The organism is Acidobacteriota bacterium, from assembly GCA_018001935.1.
Lineage (GTDB): Bacteria > Acidobacteriota > JAAYUB01 > JAAYUB01 > JAAYUB01 > JAGNHB01.
In genome coordinates, this window is record JAGNHB010000009.1 from 1 (window position 1) to 22,195 (window position 22,195).

Sequence of the window (22,195 nt, forward strand, 5' to 3'; positions counted from 1 at the left end):
TTTCTTTCTATAGAATAAAGCCTTCTTTAGAGGCCGGGCTATAGAGTTTATTACCGCCTCTCCGCGGATGGGGCTGGCCCAATCCCTGACCGTTGCTCTTGGCCTTCTCCCTCACCGGTGCGGAGACCGTAAAAAGTCGGAAAACGAACCAGAATAGTGTCGTAACTCCTTTGTTTGACCCATCGGGCGGGGCCCGACGGTACTTTTTACGAACCCGTCACACATGACGGTCGGCGACCGCCCGGACTCAACTTTCAAGTGAAAATGCCATGGAAGGAGAACCCTGATTTCTGATCGGAGGGATGGCCGTTCTTCAACGGCCGGTGTCCCGCACCTCTTCACCGCGGTTGAGCAGATCATCGAGGCGCGCCTTCAGACGCCGGGCGAGGCGGCGGACGGCGGCTTCCACGGGAGGGCTCAGGGACTCGCTCAGATCGCGGGGGGGCCGGATGGTGACCCCCCAGAGTTCCACCTCCGGGAAGGGGTCCACAAGGGCCAGTTCCCGGAGGGTGGCGACGACCTGGAGCGCGTCGGCCTGGTGGAAGGAGGGGGCGAGGCGGGTGGGGGTGGGGGCCCGGCGCACGATGCGGCCCGGGGGGTCACCCAGCACGGCGTCCACCACGAGGAAGCGGGGGGCGCGCCCCAGGACCTCCGACAGGGCGAACAGGTCGCCGTCCAGGAAGTGGAAAAAGAGGCGGGGGTCCTCGCCGCAAGCCTCCCGCAGGAGGGACACGGCCACGACCCCCGCACCGTCGTCGCCCGCGAGGGTGTTCCCGATGCCGACCAACCCGACCCGGGGGAAACCCTCCGGAAACACCATTTTTCCCTCCGGACCTACAGCCCAACCCGGACAAACCGGAGAAGGAACCACGAAATACACGGAATACACGAAAGGGAAAAGAACCACGAACCACACGAACCACACGAACGAAGAAGACAGAAAATAAATAAACAGGCGGTCTCAACCTCACGCAAAGATACAAAGCCGCCAAGCCTCGTAAAGCCGGAACCGGAACAGGGTATTCCTTTGCGAGGCTTTGCATCCTGGCGTCTTGGCGAGAAACCTTTCTCGTCGATTCCGGACCAGGATCGGCACAAGCAGGGTGTTCCAGCCCCGGGGCATGCCTGGCGACGCTGCTGGGATTCCGTCCGTCCCCTCATCGGGTTTCCCCGCTCCGAAAGCGGTGGGAGCCCACCGACGATTTCAAATCTTGCTCATTTTGCCAAAGATCTTACTTCGAAGGGACTACGCTTTCTCCCGGGACTTCGCCCGGTGAAAGTGGCCTCGAAAGGCCACCGGTAGCGACAACATGTTGGTAAGAACGCATCCGCTGAAGCGCCTACACCCGACCGGCATCAGTACAGCTTCACGTCGTACCGGCAGCCGGTCTCCCCCCGTTCCGCCTGGAGGAGCCGGGGCCGGAGGTTCCCCATCCGGGACAGGTAGCCGGCCAGGTAGTTGTAGAAGAGGACGCAGAGTTCCTGCCCGAGGGGGATGCCCTCCTGGAGGCACAGCTCCCGGATGTAGCACCGCCCGATGTTCACCGTCAACTGGTCGCCCGCCAGGGTGAAGTTCAGGTCCCAGGTGGGTTCGAACTGCTGCCTGGCGAATTCGAGGGTCTCGGCGAGGTCCTTGGGGGCCCGGTACCGCGGCAGCTGACCCGCCAGGGTCTTGCCCGCCATGGTGCCGACGGCGGGGAGCCCCCCGCCCAGGGTCTGCTTGAAGACGGCGGCCACGGAGAGCAGCCGGACCCCGAGGTCCTTCCGGGCGCTCTTCAACTCCTCTTCCTCGGTGATGACGCGGTGCGGCGGGGCGCCGCCCCCCTGCAGCCGCGTCGCCACCTCGACGGCGTAGGGGTCGTGGTAGAAGTTGACGGAGTGGTAGATGTCCTTGTGGAAGATGGCCGCCGCGGGGCAGATCTCCGAGCAGCTCAGGCACTCGAAGCACTCCTCCGGCTTGTCGACCCGGGGGACCCGCTTCTCCTCGTCGAAGGAGAACACCTTGGTCTGGCAGGTCTCCACGCAAAGAGTGCAGCCGACACAGGCCCGTTCGTCAATCTGGATGGTCGCCATCACTCACCTCCTCTCGAAGCGGCGGACGATCTCGTCGCCCCGGCGGATGATCACCTCCATGGGCATCCGGCCCAGGGCGTGGGTGGCACAGGCCAGGCAGGGGTCGAAGCAGCGCACGACGAACTCGAGGCCGTTCATGAAGTAGTCGTCCCCCTTCTGCCCGTAGAACGCCTTGGCGGCGGCCGTGACCGACGCGTCGATGGCGTCGTAGTTGTTCTGGGTGGCGACGATCAGGTTGGCGGAGGTGATCTTGCCCTTGTCGTCCGCGGTGTAGTCGTGGATCAGGACCCCCCGGGGGGCCTCGATGAGCCCGACGTAACGCCCTTCCCGGTAGGGGGGCTCGTCGGCCTTGACGGGGCCGGCGTCCATCTCCTGCGGGATCGCCGCCATGCGCTCGGCGCAGTGGGTCATCTCGATCAGCCGTGCCCGGATGAAGTCGGTGACGGCCATCTTCCCGCCGGTTTCGCGGCGGTACTCCTGGAGCATCGCGTCGGCTTTCGGGGTCCCCAGGCGCTCGTTGGCGTGCAGCCGGGCCAGGGGGCCCACCACCTGCACGCGGTCTTCCCGGCCCCGGACCCGGACGTTCTTCATGTAGGACCCGGGCATGACCCCTTCCACCAGGTGATCCGCGTACTTTTCGGGCGCGAAGGAGAGGATGGGCGTCCCGTCGGTGTCGAGCACCCGGACCTCCCCTTCGAGGAAGTCGGCCTTGCCCTGCTGGGAGACGGCCATGGAGATGAAGGGCAGCCGGGTGGCCTCCCGGATCTCCGCCAGGGTTTCGAGGCGGTCCCTGACGATGCCGGCGAGGTCGTCGAGGATCCCCAGGGCCTCCTCGCCCCAGGCGGCGATCTTCGCCATGCGGTCGTCGGCCGGCCGGTACGCCATGCCGCCGGGGACGGCGGTCACGGGGTGGACCCCGCGCCCGCCCACGGCCTCCACGGTGAGCTGGCCGATGGTCCGCAGCCGGAGGGCCTTCCTGGCCGCTTCCGGGTCCGCCTTCAGGATGCCGAAGACGTTGCGCTCGGCGGCGGGGGCGTCGACCCCCAGAATGAGGTCGGGCCCCAGGAGGAAGAAGGTGCTCAGGGCGTGGGAGTGAATGATGTGCCCGACGTAGAGCAGTTCCCTCAGCCGGCGGGCGTTGGCGGGGATGGTCATCCCTAGGCCGTTCTCGATGGCCTGCACGGAGACCAGGTGGTGGGCGGCGGGGCAGACGCCGCAGATGCGGGCGGTGAACTGGGGCATCTTGAAGAGTTCCATGTTTTCGAGGAACTTCTCGAAGCCACGGATCTCGAGGACCTGCAGGTGGCCGCGCTCCACCTGGCCGGCGTCGTCGACGTCCACCAGGACCTTGGCGTGCCCCTCGATGCGGGTGACCGGAGTCAGGGTGATTCGCTTTCCCATGGTCGCTCTCCTATTCGGTGCTCTGGGGCCGCTTGGCGTCGGCCCACTCCCGCAGCTCCACGGCGGGCTTCTTGTAGATGACGGGGGACGCCATGGCGTAGCAGTAATACGTCTTGGCGTCTTCCTCGATGTAGTGCTTCACCTCGTCGGCGGCGATGCCCGTGAGCATCTCCATGCGCTTGGCCAGCATGGTCCGGATGTCGAGATGGGGCTCCGAGACGATGTCCACCGACGGTCCGTTGCACCCGGTGCAGGCCACCCCCACCTCGGGGCAGGGCGCCATGCAGCGGTTGAGGGTGACGGACCCCATGCAGACGACCCCCTGGCTGAGGAAGCAGACGTCGGCGTCGGGGGCCGTGACCGCCCCGCGCTTGAGGGCGACGCCGGTTTTCTTCATCATTTTCCTTTTGCAGTCGGCGCAGACCGGTTTGCCGGTCGCCGCCGCCTCCTTGTCGCCCAGCAGCTGCTTCACCGCCCCCGCGATGAAGGCGGGGTGCGGCGGGCAACCGGGAAGGTAGACGTCCACCTTGACCACCTCGTCGATGGGGACGACGCTCTCCTCCAGGGGCACCGCGTCGGCGTCGGGGCGCTGCCCGGGCACGTTGGTGGGGCCCTTGGAGTAGGCGGCGTCGAGAACCTGGTCCCGGGTGTAGAGCCACCCCATCCCCGACGGGCCGCCGTAGACGGCGCAGGAACCGAAAGCCACCAGGGTCTTGACGCTGGCCCGCATCTTTCGGAGGCACTCGCGGTCGTGCTCGCTCCGGACGGCGCCTTCCACGATGCCCACGTCGGCCTCGGGGAAACCCTTCTCGTCGACGAGCACGGGGAGGCGCACGAACACCACGTCGTCCATCAGGGCCAGCAGCTTCTCGTGGAGGTCCACCATCGCCACGTGGCACCCGGAACAACCGGACAACCACTCCGTGGATATTCTCGCTTTCATGCCTTTTCCTCCCAGCTCATTTCCTTCAGGCAGGCGTTGGGGCCGGCCTGGATGATCTCCAGCCCCACCTTGTGCCCGGGGAAGATCTTCTCCATGGCCCCGGCGAACACCCCGTGGGCCATCTGGCACAGGGAAAGCTTCTGCTCGTGGGCGAAACGGAAGAGGGCGTTGCGGACCATGCAGGTCCGAAACACCACCCGCATCTTGCGAGTCCCGTTCTCCACCTGCACCAGTTCCGCGCGCTCCCCCTGGAAGGGCTCGAAAACCCAGACGATGCCGCGGTCCGCCAGCGCCTTGCGAAGGCTCTTCAGCGCCTCGACGGGGTCGAGGGTGGGCTCGACGTCCTTGACCGCCTCCAGCCCGAACTTCTTCCCCGCCATGAAGCTGATGGAAAGGCAGCCCCGCCCGAGGTGCTTCTCGGCACCGTGGGCCAGGGCGCCCAGGAAGTGGGACAAGTCGTGCAGCTCTTTCCGCAATGGTTCCATATGCTCCCCCGATCTCGTTAATAGTGTCCACCCGGGAGGCCCCCGCCAGGGGATGCCTCCCGTGCGCGCAATTCCAGCCGTCCCTCGAATTGCAGCCCGGCTGAAAACAGGAGCGGCGACGGGACCGTTACATGGCCTTCTCGATCTCCACCGACCGCTTCTTGAGCTGGTACCGGATGTTGCCGAGATTGGCGCCCGTCGTGGCCACCACCGCCAGGATGGAGTCCGCGCCGAGGAGCGAGATCACGATGATGCCGTCCTTGTACTCGAACATGCCCTGTTGCAGCTGACCGATTCCGAGTTCGTTCCCGACGACCTCGGAGGACCCGACGCCGGTGGAGATGACGGCGCCGACCGCCTCGGTGTCCACCTTGCCCCCGCGGGAGACGGCCTCGATGACGAAACCATCACGACTGACCAGCACGGCCGTGTTGATGCCTTCCACCAGAATCAGCTCCTTGAGCAGCTCCGGGAGTGTCAGAATACCCATGATGATGTGCCCTCCATTGGAAGATTAATGCCGTGTCAATATACGACAGGGTTGCGATTCTGTTCGTAACCTGCGTCACATTCCGGACAAAGGATCGAGGGTCGGGATCGGGGGACCGGTCGGGTCCTCGATCGCGGACGACGGATTGCCCTGGCCCTGCAGGGCGTGATTGACGACTTTCCGCAGAAAGGCCTGGATCTTTCCGGGGGAGTCGATGCGTTCCGCGAAATCGCACGCGATGTCCGCCGGGCTGACGGCGAAGAAGGGGATGGTCCGCCCCCGGCACGCCTGCTCCCGGAACGCCTGCAGGTGGGGCTCGTCCTGGGGGGAGGCCGCCAGGAACACGGCCGCGTCCGTCGTTCGGAGCATCGGCTCCCAGAGGAAGGAGAAGCGCTTTTCCCCCTTGATGGACAGCAGGTGGAGGGTGCGGTCCCCGAGGCTGATCTTGAGGAACCCCATCACGCCCGAACTGGCCGCCCGGGGCGTCTCGGCGCCGCAGATGGCGGCCATCTCCCGGAACAGGCCGGCGGCGACGTCCTCCCGGGTGAAGGCGAAGAGCACCCGGAGCGGGCGGGCGGGGATGCAGAGGATCTCGTCCACGGTGCGGGGCCCGATGTGGCCGTGCTTGGCCAGCTTGGCCACGCTGACGATCACGCGGGACTGGGAGAGCCGGGTGGCGTCCTGGATCTCCGGGATGCTGCTCTTCCCGTTCCGGATGGCCCCGATCACCGAGAGCACGTCCGGGTCGTCCATCTTCTGCGGCAGGCTGTTCAACCGGAGGTCCTCGAGGTTGTCGGGAAGGTGTTCCTTCACGAACTGGTGCTCGTCGTAGAGGCGCAGGCTGTCCATCAGGATGAAGCTGATGGGCTTGGATATCCTTCCCGTCGAGACGGGCCCCGGGATGAACTGGAAGCACCCGTCCCGGAGGGTCAGCATCTCGAGGAGCGCGTCCTCCCCCTGCAGGTCCCCGTAGGCGGCGTCCAGGAGGAGAGGGCTCTTCACCGCAAGTGTCCCCGCGCCCTCCGCCGAACTGACGTGCAGGGTGCCCCGGCGCATGGTGTAGTCCAGAAACTGCAGGATGTCCGCCAGGGGGATCTCGTGGAGCGAACCCCGGAGGATGTCCCCCTTGGGCCGCCGGGCGATCTTGCGGCACATGACCTCGAGCCGGACGATCAACTCCTCGGGGTCGAAGGGCTTCACCAGGTAATCGTCGGCGCCGGAGCGGAGGCCGGTGATCTTGTCGTGGGTGGTCCCGAGGGCGGAAAGGAAGAGGAAAGGCGTGTCCTTGAAATCGTCCAGTTCGCGAAAGGCCCGGCAGAATTCGAGGCCCGTCATCCCCGGCATCATGATGTCGGAGACCACGAGGTCGGGCTGCTCACGGCGCGCGGCCTCGAGCCCCTGCAGGCCGTCCGCCGCCTCCACCACCCGGCACGCGCGGTCGCCGAGCCCCAGCTCGAGGGTCTGGCGCACCAGGCGCAGGATGTTCTCGTCGTCATCCACCACCAGGATGGTGACGGGGGCAGGGGCTTGCTCGCTGGTCCTTTCCAGCGACGGGGACGACAGGTCCCCCTCGTCGGTGTGTCGGCTCGTCATGCGATTCTCGGCGTCTCCGTGTCGGTTCGGTTCAGGGCGGACTGGATACCATACCCTATTCTAGAATCAGGAAAAGGAAACCGCAACCTTTTTTTGCACGGGGACACCGGACCCGCAGGGCGGCGCGGGGTTCGATCCGTCCGCGGGAGACCCCGGGAACGCCGCCGGGACGTTTGTAAAAACATAAAGAAAGATTGTGGGCCCGCCGGCGCGGGGGGAAAGAAAGCCACGGGTTTCGGGAAACGGGCCAGGGATGGTCACCCCCCATCTTTCTTGTTGCAATTTTGTCTGAGCCGGTGTAACATTCCTCTCAAATATGCTTGCTGGAGGTTCCTATGCGCAGGTGGGGGTTCCTTGTTCTTTTCATCGCGGCCGCGGCAGGCCTGGGGACCGCGTCCGACTCGGCCGACTTCCTGACCAACCCCGGCCCGGTCATCAACGTCAACCTGACCAACCCGTCCTTCGAGACGACCTGGTCGGGCACCACCGCGCCCACGGGCTGGAGCCAGAACGCCTCCTTCTCCACGAGCCGCAACACCACCTACCGCCACGGGGGGAACGCGTCCGTCGCCCTGTACAAGACCACGTCCTACATGCGCAGCATCCAGCAGGACAAGGCCGTGGACGCCGGCCGGGTCTACAACGCCACCGCCTGGTTCCGTGACAACGGCAACGGCAAGGCGCGGCTCGTGCTCAAGTTCTTCAACGGCACCACCCTGCTGGGGACCCTCAACGGAACGTACACGACCAACAGCAGCTCCTGGCAGTCCCGGACCCTCTCCGCCGTCGCCCCGACCAAGGCCAACAAGCTCCGCGTCCTGGTCGAGTACGTGGACGATCCCTCCGGCTCTCGCAGCACGCTGTACGCCGACGACCTCGCCATCGACTCCACCGTGGTGACCGCCGACCTGGTCAGCGGCAACCCGGGCGCGATCTACGACCGCAGCCCCGGCTTTTACAAGGACGGCACCTACTGGTACGCCATCGTCCACGCCAAGGCCGACGTCCAGCGCGTCCGCCTCGTGGGGGACTTCACCCGCTTCAACACCAACTCCGTGGACCTGGCCCGGACCCCTGACGGCAAGTTCTGGTGGCTGAAAGCGGCCGGGGGCGATTTCTACAGCACCCCGGCGGCCGGGAACCGATACCGGTTCATCCTGGACGGCAACACCAAGGTCCAGGACCCCGCCGCCCGCTGGCTGGAACTCACCACCACCGGCTCGGTCCTGCCCCTTTACTCCAAGGTCACGAACGCTGACGCCTTCGCCTGGACCGACAACGCCTGGGTCCGGCCCGGCTGGGAGTACTACAACATCTACCAGGTCCACCCGCTCCGCTTCACCAGCCGCAACTCCGGCCTGACCCCGATCCAGCAGGTCACCGAGGAACTGGACGGCGACGGGTACAACGACTACATCAAGAACCTCGGCGTGACTGCCGTCGAACTGCTGCCCGTCAACGAGTTCTACGGCCAGTACTCCTGGGGCTACAACCCTTCCTTCTTCTACGCCGTCGAATCCAGCTACGGGACCCCCGACCAGCTCAAGCAGCTGGTGAACACCGCCCACAACCAGGGGATCGCCGTGATCCTCGACCTGGTCTTCAACCACGTGGCCTGCGAGGACAACATCCTCTGGACCATCGACCAGGCCGCCTACATCGACGGCGACACCCGCTGGTGCGGCATGGTGAACTTCGACGACCCCGTCGCTCTGAGCTTTTTCGTGCAGAATATCCTCTACCTGGCCCGCGAGTACCACATCGACGCGTTCCGCTTCGACGCCACGGCGGTGATCCACAACCCGTACCACGACTGCATCACCGTTCCCGGCTCCGGCGGCGGCTGGGAGTTCCTGCGGGAGATCCGGCGGAAGGTCAAGGCCCTCGACCCCGGCATCCTGCTGATCGCCGAGGAACTCCCCAACGACTGGTACATGACCCAGCACGGAATCCCCGCCTACTACGGCGACACCAACGGCCCCTTCGACGCCCAGTGGAGCGACGGCTTCCACGACAACTTCAAGGCCGTCCTGACGGGCGACAACAACCTCGACCGGCTCTACAGCGTCTTCTGCAACTTCGGGGACGACTGGATGGACGGGCTGATCTACAGCGAGTCCCACGACGAGGTGGGCAACACCGACGACCGCATCGCCCGGCGCGGGCGCGACGGCAAGGGGTGGGAAATGTGCCAGGTCTCCGCGGCGGGGACCATTCTGGCCCGCGGCATCCCCATGGTCTTCATGGGCCAGGAAGCGGGCGAGATCATGCAGTTCGGACTCGACGACGGCAAGCTCGCGGATTACAACCCCGGCACCGGCACCACCTGGTGGGACGACCGGCTCGACCTGAACGCCTACGAGACCGACGCCGGCCGGGCCAAGATCCGGACCTGGTTCAAGAAGATGAACGACATCCGCCGCGCCGCCATGCCCAGCTTCGCCTGGGGCGACATCCAGGTGCGCCACATCCACAGCGGCAACAAGGTCTGCGCCTTCACCCGCGACAGCGGCAAATACCTGATCATCCTGAACTTCGGCTGGCAGAGCTGGCCGAGTTACGGGGTGGGCGTGACGGGCAACTACCGGGAAATCGCCAACACCAGCCGGCCGGAGTACAACCTCAACCCGGGGCTCTACCCCCAGACGGTCAACTCCACCAGCTACACCTGGCACAGCGAGTTCGCCATCCCCTGCTACGGCGCCGTGGTGCTGGAACGGCAGTAACCCAAGCGTCGGCAGTTCGACGTAAACCGCTGAAAATCCCCGCCGGCCGAAGGCGGGGATTTTTTTGCCCGTCCCCTGGAGTCGATCGCCTCCACGCCCTCACCCCGTCGTGAAATTTTTGTAGCAAGGGCGGCGGGTCCGAGCCCAAGCGAACCGGCCCTGCCCGTGGCGGGGTTGTTGTTTCCGTCACGCGCCGCGATGTTTGAACAGGCGCGGGGGGAGTGCCCGGCGCCCCGGAAACAGTCGGCGTGGCCGGGAAGGCGGCGCTCCGGCGGCCTGCGCGCCGCACTCCGCAAGCCGCGATTTCCCCGCCCCGCGCGCCGCCGGGGGTGAAACGTGCTCCGGAGCACCCTCCCGGCCGGCGGCGCGCGGGGGAGGAGGATTTTTATAACTGCCCTTTCTACAAATGTTTCACCCCTGACGGGGTGAGGACGCGGCGGGCACGATCCCGTTGGGGCGAAGACGCAGAGGGCACGATTCAGGATCAGGACACCCGCCCGTGATTCAGGGCCAGGACACCCAACCGTTGCCGAGGTGGGCGTTCCGTGCTCCTGAAGCTCTCGCAGAGGCGCTGAGGCGAGGAGACGTCCCGGGAGAGGCCTGGACCGATCCAGGCGCTTTCGCGGCTGCGTGTTCACCAACATGTTGTCGATCCCGGTTGCTTTCCCCGGCCACTTTCACCGGGCGACGTTCCGGGAAGAGCGTAGGTCCTTGCGTCTTTTTGCGTCTTTGCGAGGGCTACGGATGAACACGGATCGTCTCCGCGAAGCGCACGACCGGGACCTTGCGGTCTGCCTGCCCTTGAACTGAAGCCCCTTCGGGGTTACGCCCGCCGGGGCCACTTCCCGTCCCGTCTCCTGGCTTCCGTCTCCTGGCTCCCGGCATCCGGCTTCCGGCTTCTGGCTTCTGAATTCTGGATTCTGAATTCTGAATTCTGGATTCTTCCCCCTCACCTCTTCCCGACCTCCAACTCCAGCGGTGCGCCGGACGGGTCGTAAAAGCGGACGTCGCCCTCCACCGGCACCGCGCCGGTCGTCGTGAGGCGGATCTCGGTGGTGTAGCCGCCGCCGGCGGCCAGGTAGTTCAGGATCAGGTCGCTCCCCGGCGCGGGGTCCGTGAGCGGGACAACCGGCAGGGCGCTCAGCAGGAACTCGCCCCGGGCGTTGGTCCGGACAGTCAACTGCAGGGGCGCCACGGGTTGGTCCGACGTCACGTCCACCACCCCGTCGACGACGTCGGGGAGGGTGGGGAAGAGTGCGCTCAGGTACCGGGGGTGAGCGGTCAGCGGGTCCAGCGTCAGGACGGCGGTGTAGACGTTGCCGGCCTGGGTGACCAGGCGAAGCGTGACGTGGGCTGCCTGAGCGCCGGGGTTGGTGAGGGCGACCCCGGAGTCCACGACGTTTTTCGCGTACGTGGCCAGCAACCGGAACCGGGTGAGGGGCGCCGCGGGGTAGAGGACGGTCTCGGTGGTGTCGGCGGACCCCGGGTTGTACCGGAAGCTCTCGGCGGCGGCGAGGTCCCCGACCGCCGCCGGGTCGTCCGGTGTGAGGCGCGCCCAGCCGGCCCGGAGGGCCCCGTCGGGGCTCGACAGTTTCAGGACGCACTGGCGCTCGGGCCCCACGGCGAAGCGGGTGGCGGCGCCGCGGGCCTTTTCGAGCACGAGTACCCCGAAGCCTTCGCCCGGCAGGGTCAGGGCCAGGGTCCCCCCGGCCACGGAGTAGGCCTGGGACGTGAAAACGTCGGCGAACACGCTCCCGTCGGGGACCCCCAGGACCCACACGGGCAGCGCCACCGGGGCGGCGACGGTCCCCTTGCGCCGGACGACGGTGACCACCGTGTCCTTGCCGTCGAAGCGGGCGAAGGCGAAGGTGCCGGAGGCCTCGTCCGCCAGGAGGTCGCGGTAGGAACCGGTCCGGAGGGCGGTTTTTTCACGCCGGAGCCCGATGAGGGTCGCGTGGAAATCCAGCAGGTCGGTGCTCGGGGGATCGGCCAGGGTGTCCCAGGGGAAGGTGCGGCGGTTGTCCGGGTCCGCCCCGCCGGGAAGGCCGATCTCGTCGCCGTAGTAGACGCAGGGCGCGCCGGGGTAGGTCAGGAGGAAGGCCTGGGCGGCCTTCACCAGGCCGGGGTTCCCGCCGGCGCGGGTGAAGAGGCGCGGGTTGTCGTGCGCGCCGTTGCTGTTCATCATCGCCAGGCGGACGCACCCCGTGTTGTCCGCCAGAGTGCCCTGCATCCAGGCGTGGAACAGGGGGGTGTCGATGGGCGCGTGGTTGCCGAACATGTCGGCCTTGAGGAGCCATCGCCCCACGGGCGTCAGGAACCCGTTGTAGTTCATGGCGGAGTCCCACTCGTCGCCCTGGAGGTACGCCAGGGGGAGGTCCCACAACTCGCCCAGGATCAGGGCTTCGGGGTTGACGGACCGGACCGCCTGGCGAAACTCCGCCCAGACCGTGTGGTTGCCGATCACCGTGCCGCCGTACCCAACCTCCTGCCCCACGTCGAGCCGCCACCCGTCCGCGGCCCAGTGGGCCCCCAGCCAGGTCCGGGCGATGGAGCCCGGCGCGCCGTAGATCTCGTTCACAAGGCCCGCGTCGGCGTAGTCCAGCTTGGGCATGGTGTCGAAGTGACCGCCGAAACTCACGCCGAAGGTGACGTAGTCGTTGGGCCAGGTGTTGAAGGTGAAGTAGGGGGCGTACGGCGAGGCCTGCGACTCGTAGGCCCCCTCGCTGCCCGGCCACTGGTGGGCGCGGTCGAACCAGTAGTGCCAGTCGCCGCAGTGGTTGAAAACCCCGTCCAGGATGAAGCGGACGGGATAGTCGCCCGGGAAGTCCGCGTCGGCGTGCAAGGCCCCCGCGAGGTTCGTGAAGGCGTCGTTCCCGCCGAAGTGGGGGTCCACGTTCCGGTAGTCCATGGTGTCGTACTTGTGGTTGGAGGGGGACCGGAACACCGGGTTGAAGTAGATGGCCTCGATGCCGAGCCCGCCCTGGAGGTAGGGCCCGAGCTTCGCCTGGACCCCCGGCAGGTCCCCGCCGAAGAAGTCGTTGGACCCCGAGGGGGACGCCCCCCAGCTTTTGGCCTGCACCGGGCCGAAGTAGTCGTACTCGCCGGTGGTGACGTTGCCGGCCGGGTCGCCGTCGAAGAAGCGCTCGGGGAAGATCTGGTACCACGTGATCCCCTTGGACCAGTCGGGGACGTGAAAGCCGGGGACCAGCCAGAAGTTCAGGTTGGCCGGGACCTGGGTGGAGGCCTGGAAGGCGTTGTAGTAGAGGATGTCCGCCCCCTTCTGCACCTGGAACCAGTAGTCGATCCGCGCCGTCCCGACCACCAGGGAAGCGGTCCAGGTGTCCAGGATCCCCTCGGATTCCTTCGTCATGGGGAGGGTCTGGACGCCGGCCACGCCCTCCGTCTTCACCTGGAGCGAGACGCTGTCGGCATCCAGGTGTTTCGTCTGGAAGCGCAGCGTCACGGCCTCTCCGGGCCCGGGCTCGGACGGCCGGAGGTAGAAACGCCCGTAGTCGTGGAAGAGCCCCGCCGGGTCGATGGGCGCCGCGAGGACGCAGCCGGCGGCCGCCCAGCATAAGGCGAGCGCAACGAGCCGATGAAGGCGCCCTGGACCCCCACCCGCACTCACCCCACGACGATTCGCGAGTTTTCGCCTGTTCACCATGACGTCCGCCTCCCAGCCCGACCCGCCGGCCGGAAAATTTTCTGAACCACTAATAGCACTAATCTCCACTAATGGTATATGAAATCAACCAGGAACCGTGTGAAGGAAGGAATGCCGGCCGAGCGTCGCTCCGCTGGCTCACTCCGCGCGAATTAGTGTAATGAGTGGTTGTTACAAGTGATGGGTTCGCAAAAAGTCGGAAAACGAAGGGGAAAGTGTGTGCAAGGCCTTTGTTTGAGCCATCGCCCGGAGGGCGATGGTACTTTTTGCGACCGCGTCACAAGTGATCAGCGATCATCTTCGCCCGAAGAGGAGAAATTCAAAGGGCCTGAGGTCCAGGGCGGCGCCGGGGGCCAGGGTCGCCGCGCCGTCGGCCGGGTAGAGGCGTTTCAGCCCTTCCGGCAGGGGGGCCCCGGAACCGCCCACCTTCACCGTCACCGGTCGGTTGGTGGTGTTGGCCACGGCCACCACCGTCTCGGGCCCGGCCGTCCGGGAGTAGGCGCAGACCGCGTCGGGCCGGTCGGTGGCGAGGAAGGCGATGTCCCCTTCCCGCAGCGCCCCGCTGCCGGCGCGGAGGGCGAGGAGGGTCCGGTAGAGGTGGTCGAAGCGCTTGATCCGGGGCGGGTGGTTGTCCCAGAGGATGTCGTACTTCTCGAACAGGGCGGGGTCGTTGGACGGGACGGGGTCCCCGATCTCCTGGCCGTTGTAAAGCATGGGGACGCCGGGCACGGTGAGGGTCACGGCGGCCGTCAGCAGGGCCCCCTCGTCGCCGAAGAGGTTCACGGCCCGGACCTTGTCGTGGTTGTCGTTGAACCGCATCAGCAGCGCGCCCTTCGGGAAGGGGGCGATTTCCTTCGCGTAGGCCTCCGCGACCCACGACGCCGGTTTCCCGCGCACCACGACGTCGATGAGCGCCTCGTAGAACGTCCAGCTGTAGCTGAGGTCGAAGGCCGCCAGGTGGTCCTGGGGCCAGTCGCCCTCCGCCAGCATCAGGATTTCCGGCTTGATCTTCTCCAGTTCCTCCCGGGCCTTCTCCCAGAAGTCGAGGGGGATCATGTTGGCCACGTCGCACCGGAAGCCGTCCAGGTCGAACTCGCGCACCCAGTGTTTGAGCATGTCCGTCATGTACCGGCGCAGGCCCGGGTTGCCGTAGTCGAGGTCCGCCGTGTCGGTCCAGTCGGGCACGGGGGCCACCACCTTCCCGTCCACGCGCGTGTAGAAGGTCTTGTCTTTCTCCATCATGACGCTGTCCCAGGCGGTGTGGTTGGCCACCATGTCGATGACGACCCTCATCCCGAGGCCGTGGGCGCGCTTGACCAGGGACTTGAGCTCGTCCGGGCCCCCGTACGCCGGATCGATGCTGTAGTAGTCCTGCACGGAGTAAGGGCAGCCCAGGTGCCCCTTCCGGTTCAGTTGGCCCACCTTGTGGATGGGCATCAGCCAGACCACGGTGACCCCCAGGCCCTTCAGCCGGGGGAGAGCCTTTTCGACCTCGGCGAACGTGCCCGCCTTCGAAAACGCGCGGGTGAAGACCTCGTACACCACCGCCGACCGGACCCACGCCGCGCTGGCCCGGGCGGTCCGGCCGCCGCAGTCGAGGGGGCCGTCTGCCGCGGCGGAAACCCCGAGGCAGGCCACAAAAAACACGGTGAGCATCGAGCAACTCTTCTTCATGGCTCTTCTCCCTTGTACCCCTGGGGCTTGATGGATCCGGATTGTCCGCGGGTCCATCATTCCGGCTTTCCGCCGCCGGCGGAAGGCTGAACCGGGCGAACCCAGACCCGGACGTCGAAGGGGGCCAGGGCGCACCGGAGTTCGTCGCCCACCACCAACTCCTCGCCGCGGCGCAGCACGTCGGTCCACTCCCCCTTCAGGCCGGGGAAGGCGGAGACGCCCCACGCGAACTCGCGGGCGGCCGCGCCCCGGTGGAAGAGGAGCACCGCCTCGGTCTGCGCCCCGACCTTGCGGACCAGCAGCACGTCGCCGTCCGCGAAGAGTTCCGTGAACGTCCCGGTCTGAAGGGCGTCGCACTTGCCCCGGACGCCCAGCACCTTCCGGGTCCACTCCAGGCAGGCCTTCTCGTCGGGGCCCAGCCCCTTGCCGGTGAAGGCGCTCACGGTGTCGCCGGGGAACCCGCCGGGGAAGTCCTTGCGGTTCTCGGGGTCGGTGTTCCCCTCCATGGCGAACTCCCCGCCGCTGTAGATCTGGGGGATGCCGCGCAGGAGGAGGTTCAGGGCCAGGGCGTTGCGGTAGACGGCCCCGCGGCTCCCCACGGCCGTGGCGAAGCGGACGGTGTCGTGGTTGTCCAGGATGGTGAAGACGCTCTCCGGGGCGGGGTAGAGGTAGTCCAGCATGTAGAGGTCCCGGATCGGCTTCCAGCTCGCCTTCTCCGCGTAGACGCCCCGCAGGGCGGTCATGGTGCAGAAGTCCATGACACTCTCGGGGCCCTCGGCGGTGCCGTCGGTCTTGGGGAAACCCTTCTGCCAGTAGGCGATGTGGGAGGGGACCCACTCCATGACCTCGCCCACCACCCGAAGGTCGGGGAACTCCTTCCGGAGCGGCGGGAACCACTGCTTCCAGAAACCGTAGGCCATGTAGGGGTACGTGTCGAGCCGGATGCCGTCGATCCCCGTCAGGGCCACCCACCAGATGGAGTTCTGGGTGAAGTAGCGGACGAGCCGGGGGTCGTCGCCGTTGAGGTCGGGGAGGATCCCCGCGAACCAGCCGCGGACCGTGGCGTCCTGGCTCACCGTCGAGGCGTGGGGGGACGCGAGGCCGGGGATGTTCCAGTCACAGCTCAGGTGCCGGCCGGGCGTGCCGTTGAACCAGGTCGGGGTGGGCGGGTCGGCGACCCAGGGGTGCTCGGGCCCGGTGTGGTTGACCACCTGGTCCTGGATCACCTTGAGCCCCATGGCGTGGGCCTTGTCCACCATGGCCCGGAACTCGTCCATGGTGCCGAAGTGGGGGTCGGGGCGGTAGAAGTCGGTGGCGTGGTAACCGTGGTAGGAGACGGGCCCCGCGTTCTCGCAGACGGGCGTGAGCCAGACGGCGGTCAGCCCCAGGTTCCGCAGGTACTCCAGGTGCCGGGAGACGCCCGCGAAATCGCCCCCGTGCCAGCCCTTGAGATCGTCGCGTCGGCTCTCCGCCCGGTTGGACGGCTGGACGTTGTTGTCCGGGTTGCCGTCCGCGAAGCGGTCGGGCATGACCAGGTAGATCACGTCCCGGGCGGAAAACCCCGCCGGCAGGTGGCGGCCCTTGCAGGACCGCAGCAGGGGGAAGGCGACCCGGGTGGTTGCCCCCCCCTTCGCGAGGACGAGGTCCACGCCGCCCGGCGCCGCCTTCGGCGACAGGGTCAGCTCCACGAAAAGGTAGTGACCGTTGGCGGACGCGCCCAGGACCTCGGCGGACGCGGACCCCGACGGGTCGGCGCTCACGGCGCAGCCCGCCAGGTTCTCGCCCTGCAGCAGGAGCATGACGCCCTTCATCTCCAGGTCGGTGAACCAGGAGGGCGGGTCCACCTTGTCCACCCGGACCGCCCCGGCAAAAACCGGGCAGGCCGCGAGGAGAAGCAGCAGGCAAAGGGCCGCGGCCCCGCTGGGAACCTTACGCGTTTTCATCGGAAAATACCTCACGCAGGCAGCTGCCGATCCCCGAGACGGGGATCCTCAACCAGCCCGGCCGGTTGTTGATTTCGTAATCCAGCTCGTAGACCGCCTTCTCCAGCTTGAGCAGGGCGAGGAAGGCGTCGAGGCCCGCGGACGGCGCCACACCCGCGGACGCCAGGTAGCGCCGACGGAAGACCGCCTCCACCCCGGCATTCCACTGCAGTACGGCGGATTCGGCCCGTGACGGGGGCGTATCCGCGCCGTGACGTTCCATCCAGTCGAACAGGGCGGCGTAAGCGGCGTAGTTGTAAGAGCGCAGCAGCCCGGCCACGTCCTTGAACGGGCTGTAGCGGGCGACGCGCTGGTCCTGGGACTTGAGGGGCTCCCCCTCGAAGTCCATGAGGATGAAGTCGTCGGGGGTCTTGAGGGCCTGACCTAGGTGGAAATCGCCGTGCACGCGGCACTTGACCCATCCGGCGGGGTCGAGGCCGGCCAGCCGGCCGAAGGCCTCGAGGGCACGCTCGCGCATGGAAGGGAATCGGTCGAAGAAGTCCCGCAGGATGGGCCCCTCCCCCGGCGCCAGCCGGGCGATCCGCTCGAAGACGGCCTCGGCGCCGCTGCGCATCGCGGCACTCCAGGCCCCGAGGTCGGAAGGGGTGACCGGTTGCGGCGCGAAGGCGGGGTCGTCGGGGGCGGACTGAAGGGTCCGGTGCAGGTCGGCCAGGACCTCCGCCAACCGGGTGGTCCGGTCGAGGTACTCCCGGCACCGCTCCGTCACGACGTCCGCCTCCACCGGTCCCTCTCCCGGCGGGAGGGCGTCGAGGAAGGATTTCAGGAAGTCCTGGGTCCAGGCCCACAGGTCCCCGCTGCTCTCCACGAAGCGCTGGGCGATGGCCAGGGTGCACTCCCCCCCCTCGGCCGGGAGCCAGCTCAACGCGCCCGTGAGCGGGGGCAGGTTCACGAACGTGCCGCGGAGGGCGAAGAAGCGGTTCATCTGAAGCTCCGGCGAGACGCCCGGCTCGAGCCCCCGGATGTACTTGAGGACGTCGTCCCCCTTGACGAGGACGAGGGAGTTGCTGGAGGTCTGGGCCAGCGGGCGGCTCTGGAAAGGGGCCTTGACGGGGTAGCGTTCGAAGCGGAAGGTCCCCCGGAGGCCGCGCAGCTCCGTGCCGGCGTCCATGAGCCGCCGGACCGCCGTGTGGAAGGCCGGCACGTCTACCGCTTCCCGGACGGCCCACCCCCCTTCCACGGGAAAGCCCCCATCCCCGCCGGGCGCCGGCCCCAGGAGGACGGGGACCTGGTAGAGCCCGCTCCGACCGGATTCCATCCCCACCGACACCACCAGCAGGGCGACCCGCCCGGTGCAGGGGGCGGCGTGGGGCGTCAGGTCGACGCCGTCGTGGAAGGCGATGGACACGATCGGGTCCGACTTGTGCCGGAACCACCGGGCGGCCTGCATCCACCCCGCGGGCAGCGCGCCCACGACCGCCTCCCAGGACGGTGCATTCAAAAGGCTTTCAGACATCACGATCGACCTCCTCGATCCGGGGCGTTGAATCCCCCGAAACGTTTCGGATTTCTCCGCCTCACGCCAGGGCGCCAAGCCGCAAAGCCTCGCAAAGAAAGTAGTTAATAATCCCGTACCACTTCTCAAGCTGCCGGCCGAACCCCTTTGCGAGGCCTGGCGTCTTTGCGCCTTTGCGAGAGGCCGGAAAAGCGTCTTCACGCCTTTGCGGGCTTCTCCTCCTTGACGGCCTGGAGCACCAGCATCGCGATCAGCGCCGACACCGCCGCCACGGCGAAAGCGAAGGGGCGGTTGCCCAGCATGTCCACGATCCATCCCATGGTGGCGGCGCAGACCAACTGAGGGATGCAGATGAAAATATTGAACGTTCCCATGAGCAGGCCCTCGTTGCCCTTGGGGATGATCCCGGCCAGGAGCGCGTAGGGCATGGTGACCGTGGTGGCCCAACCAATGCCGAGGATGCCCATCCCGATCATGGCGGCCGTGGCATTCATGGAAAAGAAGAAGATCCCGAAGCCTGCGGCCATGGCCAGAAGGCCGATCGAGTGCATCAGTTTTTTCCCGAACCGGTCCGCAAGCGGTCCAATGATCATGGCGGCGAAGAGGCACACCACGTTCCAGATCATGAAACACTGTTGGGCCCACCGGTTGCCTTCCCCGTAGACGTCCTCATTGCAGACCGAGTAACCCTTGCCTTCCGGCCTTCCCTGAACTGGGACCAGGACAAAAGGTTTTCCCTGTTCCCGCAATTTCAGGAAAATCGCGTCCTCAGAGGAGATTTTCAGCGTGGGGGTGATCTCGCTGATCACGCTTCCATCCGTCCCCTGGACGGTCACAGCCACCAACCCGCCTTTATCCGCGGAAGCGACAGACCATTTCACCCGGCTTGATGAACCCTCCATCGAATTCAACTGCGCAACCGCATTGGCGTAGGGCATGGGCCGGCTGGTGGGTTTGTAGATGTTCTCCGCGACGTAAACCGTGAAAAAGATGAAAAGACAGAAGAAAGGGAACCACGTGAAAAACTGCACCAGGCAAAGTTTGGCCATATCTTTCGGCATATGCAGGATGCTGCCCCACGTGTCCATGACCCAGCGCCCGAAGCCCACCCGGTTCGCCTTCGCCTTGCGGAAGGCTTCCATGTCCTCCGGGGGATACTCTTTCACCTTGAGCACGGTATAGCCTATGGCAAGGAGAACGGTTATCGCTCCGACATAGAAAAGAATATGCGTATTGGTCGGAGCGATTTTCAAGATGAAACGGCTGAAACCGGAGGACAGTTCGGGTTTGTCCCCCCCCAACCACTTGTGAATGTCAAGGCTCCCGATCTGGGCGGACGCCACGGCCCCCAGACCGATCGCCCACCCAATCCAGGCGTTCGCCGTCGCGTGCTGTTGAGGGGGGGCGATGTCGGGGATCAGGGCCCGGTAGGGCCCCATGCTGGTATTGATGCTGGCGTCCAGCATCCACAGGAGAGCGGCGGCCATCACCAGGGCCGAGAACAGCGAGGGCATGAAGAAGGTCACGTTCGGCATCAGGAGAAGCACGGTGGCCGTCAAAATGGCCCCGATCAGAAAAAACGGGCGGCGGCGGCCCATCCGGGTCCAGGTCCGGTCGCTGAGGGACCCGATGATGGGCTGCACCAGGATGCCGGTGATGGGACCGGCCATCCAGAAGATGGAGAACTCGGTGTCCGAGGCGCCCATCGTCTTGTACAGGGAACTCATCTGGCCCATCTGGATCTGCCACGCGAACTGCAGGCCGAGGAAACCGATGGCCATGTCGAACATCTGGCGGGCACTGAGCGGCGGCCGCGCCACCGAAACGGTCGAGGTCGGGGTGCCGGTCTCCATGAAAACCTCCCGGGGTTGTTTTTGCGTCCTTCCGAAAACGCCTCAGCATAACACACCGATAGCGATTTGGAACCGAATTTTCTTGGCCAAACCCTTTCGTTATCCAGCGGGAGTCGATGTGGTATACTTTAGGGGCCGCCCCGGCCGGCCCGCGGACAGACCGGGCTGCCCGGCGGCAAAATCGGCGCAGGCGGGCGGTGAAAGCATGAAGACAAAACGATGGTGGATCCTGGCGCTGGCGGCGGCGTTCGGGCTGTGCCTCGCGGCCCCGCCGGAGAGCAAGGCGGCGAAGGCGGACAAGAGGAAACTCAACAAGGAGGAGCAGCCCCGGCACTACAAGAAGTGGCTCGAGGAGGACGTGGTGTACATCATCACCGACGAGGAACGGGCCATCTTCGGCAAGCTCACCACCGACGACGAACGCGACACCTTCATCGAGCAGTTCTGGGTCCGCCGCAACCCCAACCCCCTGGTGTCCGGCAACGAGTTCAAGAACGAGCACTACCGCCGCATCGCCTACGCCAACGACCACTTCCAGAGCGGCAAGCCGGGCTGGAAGACGGACCGGGGCAAGATCTACATCCTCTTCGGGAAGCCCAACCTGATCGAGAGCAACCCCTCCGGCCACGTCTACAACCGCGACCTGAACCAGGGGGGCGGCCACACCACCACCTTCCCCTACGAGGTGTGGACCTACAACCACATCGAGGGCATCGGCGACAACATCTCCATCGAGTTCGTCGACTCCACCCTCACCAACGAGTACCGGATGGCCATCTCCCCCGAGGAGAAGGACGCCCTCCTCTACGCCAGCGGCGCCGGGAACACCCTCCTGGAGACCCTGGGCTACGAGACCCGGGAGGACCGGATCCGCAACATGGGGATCAAGAACGTTTCCGGCTCCAGCATGTTCCGGTGGGGGGAACTCAACAAGACCTTCGCCCGGTACCAGCAGTTCTTCCAGCTTCGCCGGCCGCCCGAGATCCAGTTCAAGGACCTCCAGCAGATGGTGTCCACCCGCATGGGCTCCGCCACCCTCCCCGCCGAGTGCAGCTGGTTCTTCGTCCAGCTCTCCCCCAACCGCTTCATGGTCCCCGTGACCCTGGCCATCCCCAAGTCCGCCCTTCAGTACAAGGAAGCCAGGGCCGGCGGGGTCCACCAGGCGAAGGTGGAGCTCTACGGACTCGTGCAGTCCCTCTCGGGCCGCATCGTGTACGAGTTCGAGGACACCATCGTCCAGGAACTGTCCGCGGAGCAGGTCGGCAACAACCGCGTCCTGGCCGCGCCGGCCCTTTACCAGCGGTGCATCCCCATGGTCCCCGGCCGCTTCCGCATGAGCATCGTCCTCAAGGACGCCCACTCCGGCAACACCGCGGTGCTCGAGAAGGCCCTCGCCCTCCCCTCCGCCCCCGAGAACGGCCTGTGCACCAGCGCCCTCGTCCTGGCCGACCGGGTCTCCCCCGCCGGGCCGGGGGAAACCCTCACGGACCCCTTCATCCTCGAGGGGAACCTCAAGCTCTACCCGAACCTGGGCAAGGTCCGCAACGGCACCTCCATCGCCGGCTACCTCGAGGTCTACAACCTCGGCGTGGACGGCGCCACCCTCAAGCCGCAGTGGGAACTGGACGTGAAGGTTTTCCGCGGCGACGAGCCCGTGGAGCTGCCGCCCGACTCCGTCTCCCAGGTCTACCCCATCCTGCGCGGGAACAAGCTGGTCCTGTTCTGGATGCAGTCCATCCGGCTGGACCGCACAGGGGAATACCAGGTGAAGGCCCGGGTCACGGACAAGATCACCCGCGCCACCGCAGAGGCCGTCTCCCCCGTCCGGATTTATTGA

General features: G+C 66.4%; 14 protein-coding genes. 2 read left to right on the forward strand and 12 right to left on the reverse strand.

Going from position 1 to position 22,195, the window contains the following annotated elements; all coding sequences use genetic code 11:
* Positions 1–313: 313 nt before the first annotated feature.
* From KA419_05425 to KA419_05455, 7 genes are all read right to left on the reverse strand, one after another.
* Positions 314–820, reverse strand: a complete 507-nt coding sequence (locus KA419_05425; protein ID MBP7865372.1) for a hydrogenase maturation protease — start codon at positions 818–820, stop codon at positions 314–316.
* Between the two features lie 536 nt (positions 821–1,356).
* A complete protein-coding gene (locus KA419_05430; protein MBP7865373.1) occupies positions 1,357–2,073 on the reverse strand; it encodes a ferredoxin family protein in 717 nt (238 codons plus the stop codon).
* Positions 2,074–2,076: 3 nt separating this feature from the next.
* On the reverse strand, positions 2,077–3,474 hold the full coding sequence (locus tag KA419_05435) for a Ni/Fe hydrogenase subunit alpha (GenBank protein MBP7865374.1): 1,398 nt from the start codon (positions 3,472–3,474) through the stop codon (positions 2,077–2,079).
* A gap of 10 nt (positions 3,475–3,484) precedes the next feature.
* Positions 3,485–4,417: a methyl viologen-reducing hydrogenase gene (locus KA419_05440; protein ID MBP7865375.1), complete on the reverse strand. Its 933-nt coding sequence runs from the start codon at positions 4,415–4,417 to the stop codon at positions 3,485–3,487.
* Positions 4,414–4,902 carry a hypothetical protein gene (locus KA419_05445; GenBank protein ID MBP7865376.1) on the reverse strand — a complete coding sequence of 163 codons (489 nt, stop codon included), beginning with the start codon at positions 4,900–4,902 and terminating at the stop codon, positions 4,414–4,416. The genes KA419_05440 and KA419_05445 overlap by 4 nt, the downstream gene beginning before the upstream one ends.
* A 127-nt stretch (positions 4,903–5,029) precedes the next feature.
* On the reverse strand, positions 5,030–5,392 hold the full coding sequence (locus KA419_05450; protein MBP7865377.1) for a roadblock/LC7 domain-containing protein: 363 nt from the start codon (positions 5,390–5,392) through the stop codon (positions 5,030–5,032).
* 75 nt (positions 5,393–5,467) lie between these two features.
* The gene (locus tag KA419_05455) at positions 5,468–6,985 is read right to left on the reverse strand and encodes a response regulator (GenBank protein MBP7865378.1); all 1,518 of its coding nucleotides are present in this window, start codon (positions 6,983–6,985) and stop codon (positions 5,468–5,470) included.
* Between the two features lie 335 nt (positions 6,986–7,320).
* Between KA419_05455 and KA419_05460 the strand changes: the two genes are divergently transcribed.
* On the forward strand, positions 7,321–9,711 hold the full coding sequence (locus KA419_05460; GenBank protein ID MBP7865379.1) for an alpha amylase C-terminal domain-containing protein: 2,391 nt from the start codon (positions 7,321–7,323) through the stop codon (positions 9,709–9,711).
* Between the two features lie 949 nt (positions 9,712–10,660).
* Here KA419_05460 and KA419_05465 read toward each other — a convergent pair.
* The 5 genes from KA419_05465 to KA419_05485 all read right to left on the reverse strand — a co-directional run bounded on the left by KA419_05465 (position 10,661) and on the right by KA419_05485 (position 20,358).
* Entirely contained in the window at positions 10,661–13,375 is a 2,715-nt protein-coding gene (locus tag KA419_05465; protein ID MBP7865380.1) for a glycoside hydrolase family 13 protein, read from the reverse strand.
* 294 nt (positions 13,376–13,669) lie between these two features.
* Positions 13,670–15,049, reverse strand: a complete 1,380-nt coding sequence (locus KA419_05470; protein MBP7865381.1) for a DUF3459 domain-containing protein — start codon at positions 15,047–15,049, stop codon at positions 13,670–13,672.
* Between the two features lie 56 nt (positions 15,050–15,105).
* Complete coding sequence (locus KA419_05475) at positions 15,106–16,992, reverse strand: cyclomaltodextrinase N-terminal domain-containing protein (protein MBP7865382.1); 1,887 nt, start codon at positions 16,990–16,992, stop codon at positions 15,106–15,108.
* Positions 16,979–18,505 (reverse strand): hypothetical protein, encoded by a 1,527-nt coding sequence (locus KA419_05480; protein MBP7865383.1) that lies wholly within the window; start codon positions 18,503–18,505, stop codon positions 16,979–16,981. Before KA419_05480 ends, KA419_05475 begins: the two co-directional genes overlap by 14 nt.
* Before the next feature lie 197 nt (positions 18,506–18,702).
* On the reverse strand, positions 18,703–20,358 hold the full coding sequence (locus tag KA419_05485) for an MFS transporter (GenBank protein MBP7865384.1): 1,656 nt from the start codon (positions 20,356–20,358) through the stop codon (positions 18,703–18,705).
* Between the two features lie 205 nt (positions 20,359–20,563).
* Between KA419_05485 and KA419_05490 the strand changes: the two genes are divergently transcribed.
* The gene (locus KA419_05490; protein ID MBP7865385.1) at positions 20,564–22,195 is read left to right on the forward strand and encodes a GWxTD domain-containing protein; all 1,632 of its coding nucleotides are present in this window, start codon (positions 20,564–20,566) and stop codon (positions 22,193–22,195) included.

Bases quoted from the DNA above. Each gene is read 5' to 3' on its own strand.
- KA419_05450 (MBP7865377.1), bottom strand. From the start codon at position 5,392: ATGGGTATTCTGACACTCCCGGAGCTGCTCAAGGAGCTGATTCTGGTG.
- KA419_05490 (MBP7865385.1), top strand. From the start codon at position 20,564: ATGAAGACAAAACGATGGTGGATCCTGGCGCTGGCGGCGGCGTTCGGG.
- KA419_05480 (MBP7865383.1), bottom strand. From the start codon at position 18,505: ATGTCTGAAAGCCTTTTGAATGCACCGTCCTGGGAGGCGGTCGTGGGC.
- KA419_05435 (MBP7865374.1), bottom strand. From the start codon at position 3,474: ATGGGAAAGCGAATCACCCTGACTCCGGTCACCCGCATCGAGGGGCAC.
- KA419_05475 (MBP7865382.1), bottom strand. From the start codon at position 16,992: ATGAAAACGCGTAAGGTTCCCAGCGGGGCCGCGGCCCTTTGCCTGCTG.
- KA419_05445 (MBP7865376.1), bottom strand. From the start codon at position 4,902: ATGGAACCATTGCGGAAAGAGCTGCACGACTTGTCCCACTTCCTGGGC.
- KA419_05485 (MBP7865384.1), bottom strand. From the start codon at position 20,358: ATGGAGACCGGCACCCCGACCTCGACCGTTTCGGTGGCGCGGCCGCCG.
- KA419_05430 (MBP7865373.1), bottom strand. From the start codon at position 2,073: ATGGCGACCATCCAGATTGACGAACGGGCCTGTGTCGGCTGCACTCTT.
- KA419_05440 (MBP7865375.1), bottom strand. From the start codon at position 4,417: ATGAAAGCGAGAATATCCACGGAGTGGTTGTCCGGTTGTTCCGGGTGC.
- KA419_05425 (MBP7865372.1), bottom strand. From the start codon at position 820: ATGGTGTTTCCGGAGGGTTTCCCCCGGGTCGGGTTGGTCGGCATCGGG.
- KA419_05455 (MBP7865378.1), bottom strand. From the start codon at position 6,985: ATGACGAGCCGACACACCGACGAGGGGGACCTGTCGTCCCCGTCGCTG.
- KA419_05460 (MBP7865379.1), top strand. From the start codon at position 7,321: ATGCGCAGGTGGGGGTTCCTTGTTCTTTTCATCGCGGCCGCGGCAGGC.
- KA419_05470 (MBP7865381.1), bottom strand. From the start codon at position 15,049: ATGAAGAAGAGTTGCTCGATGCTCACCGTGTTTTTTGTGGCCTGCCTC.
- KA419_05465 (MBP7865380.1), bottom strand. From the start codon at position 13,375: ATGGTGAACAGGCGAAAACTCGCGAATCGTCGTGGGGTGAGTGCGGGT.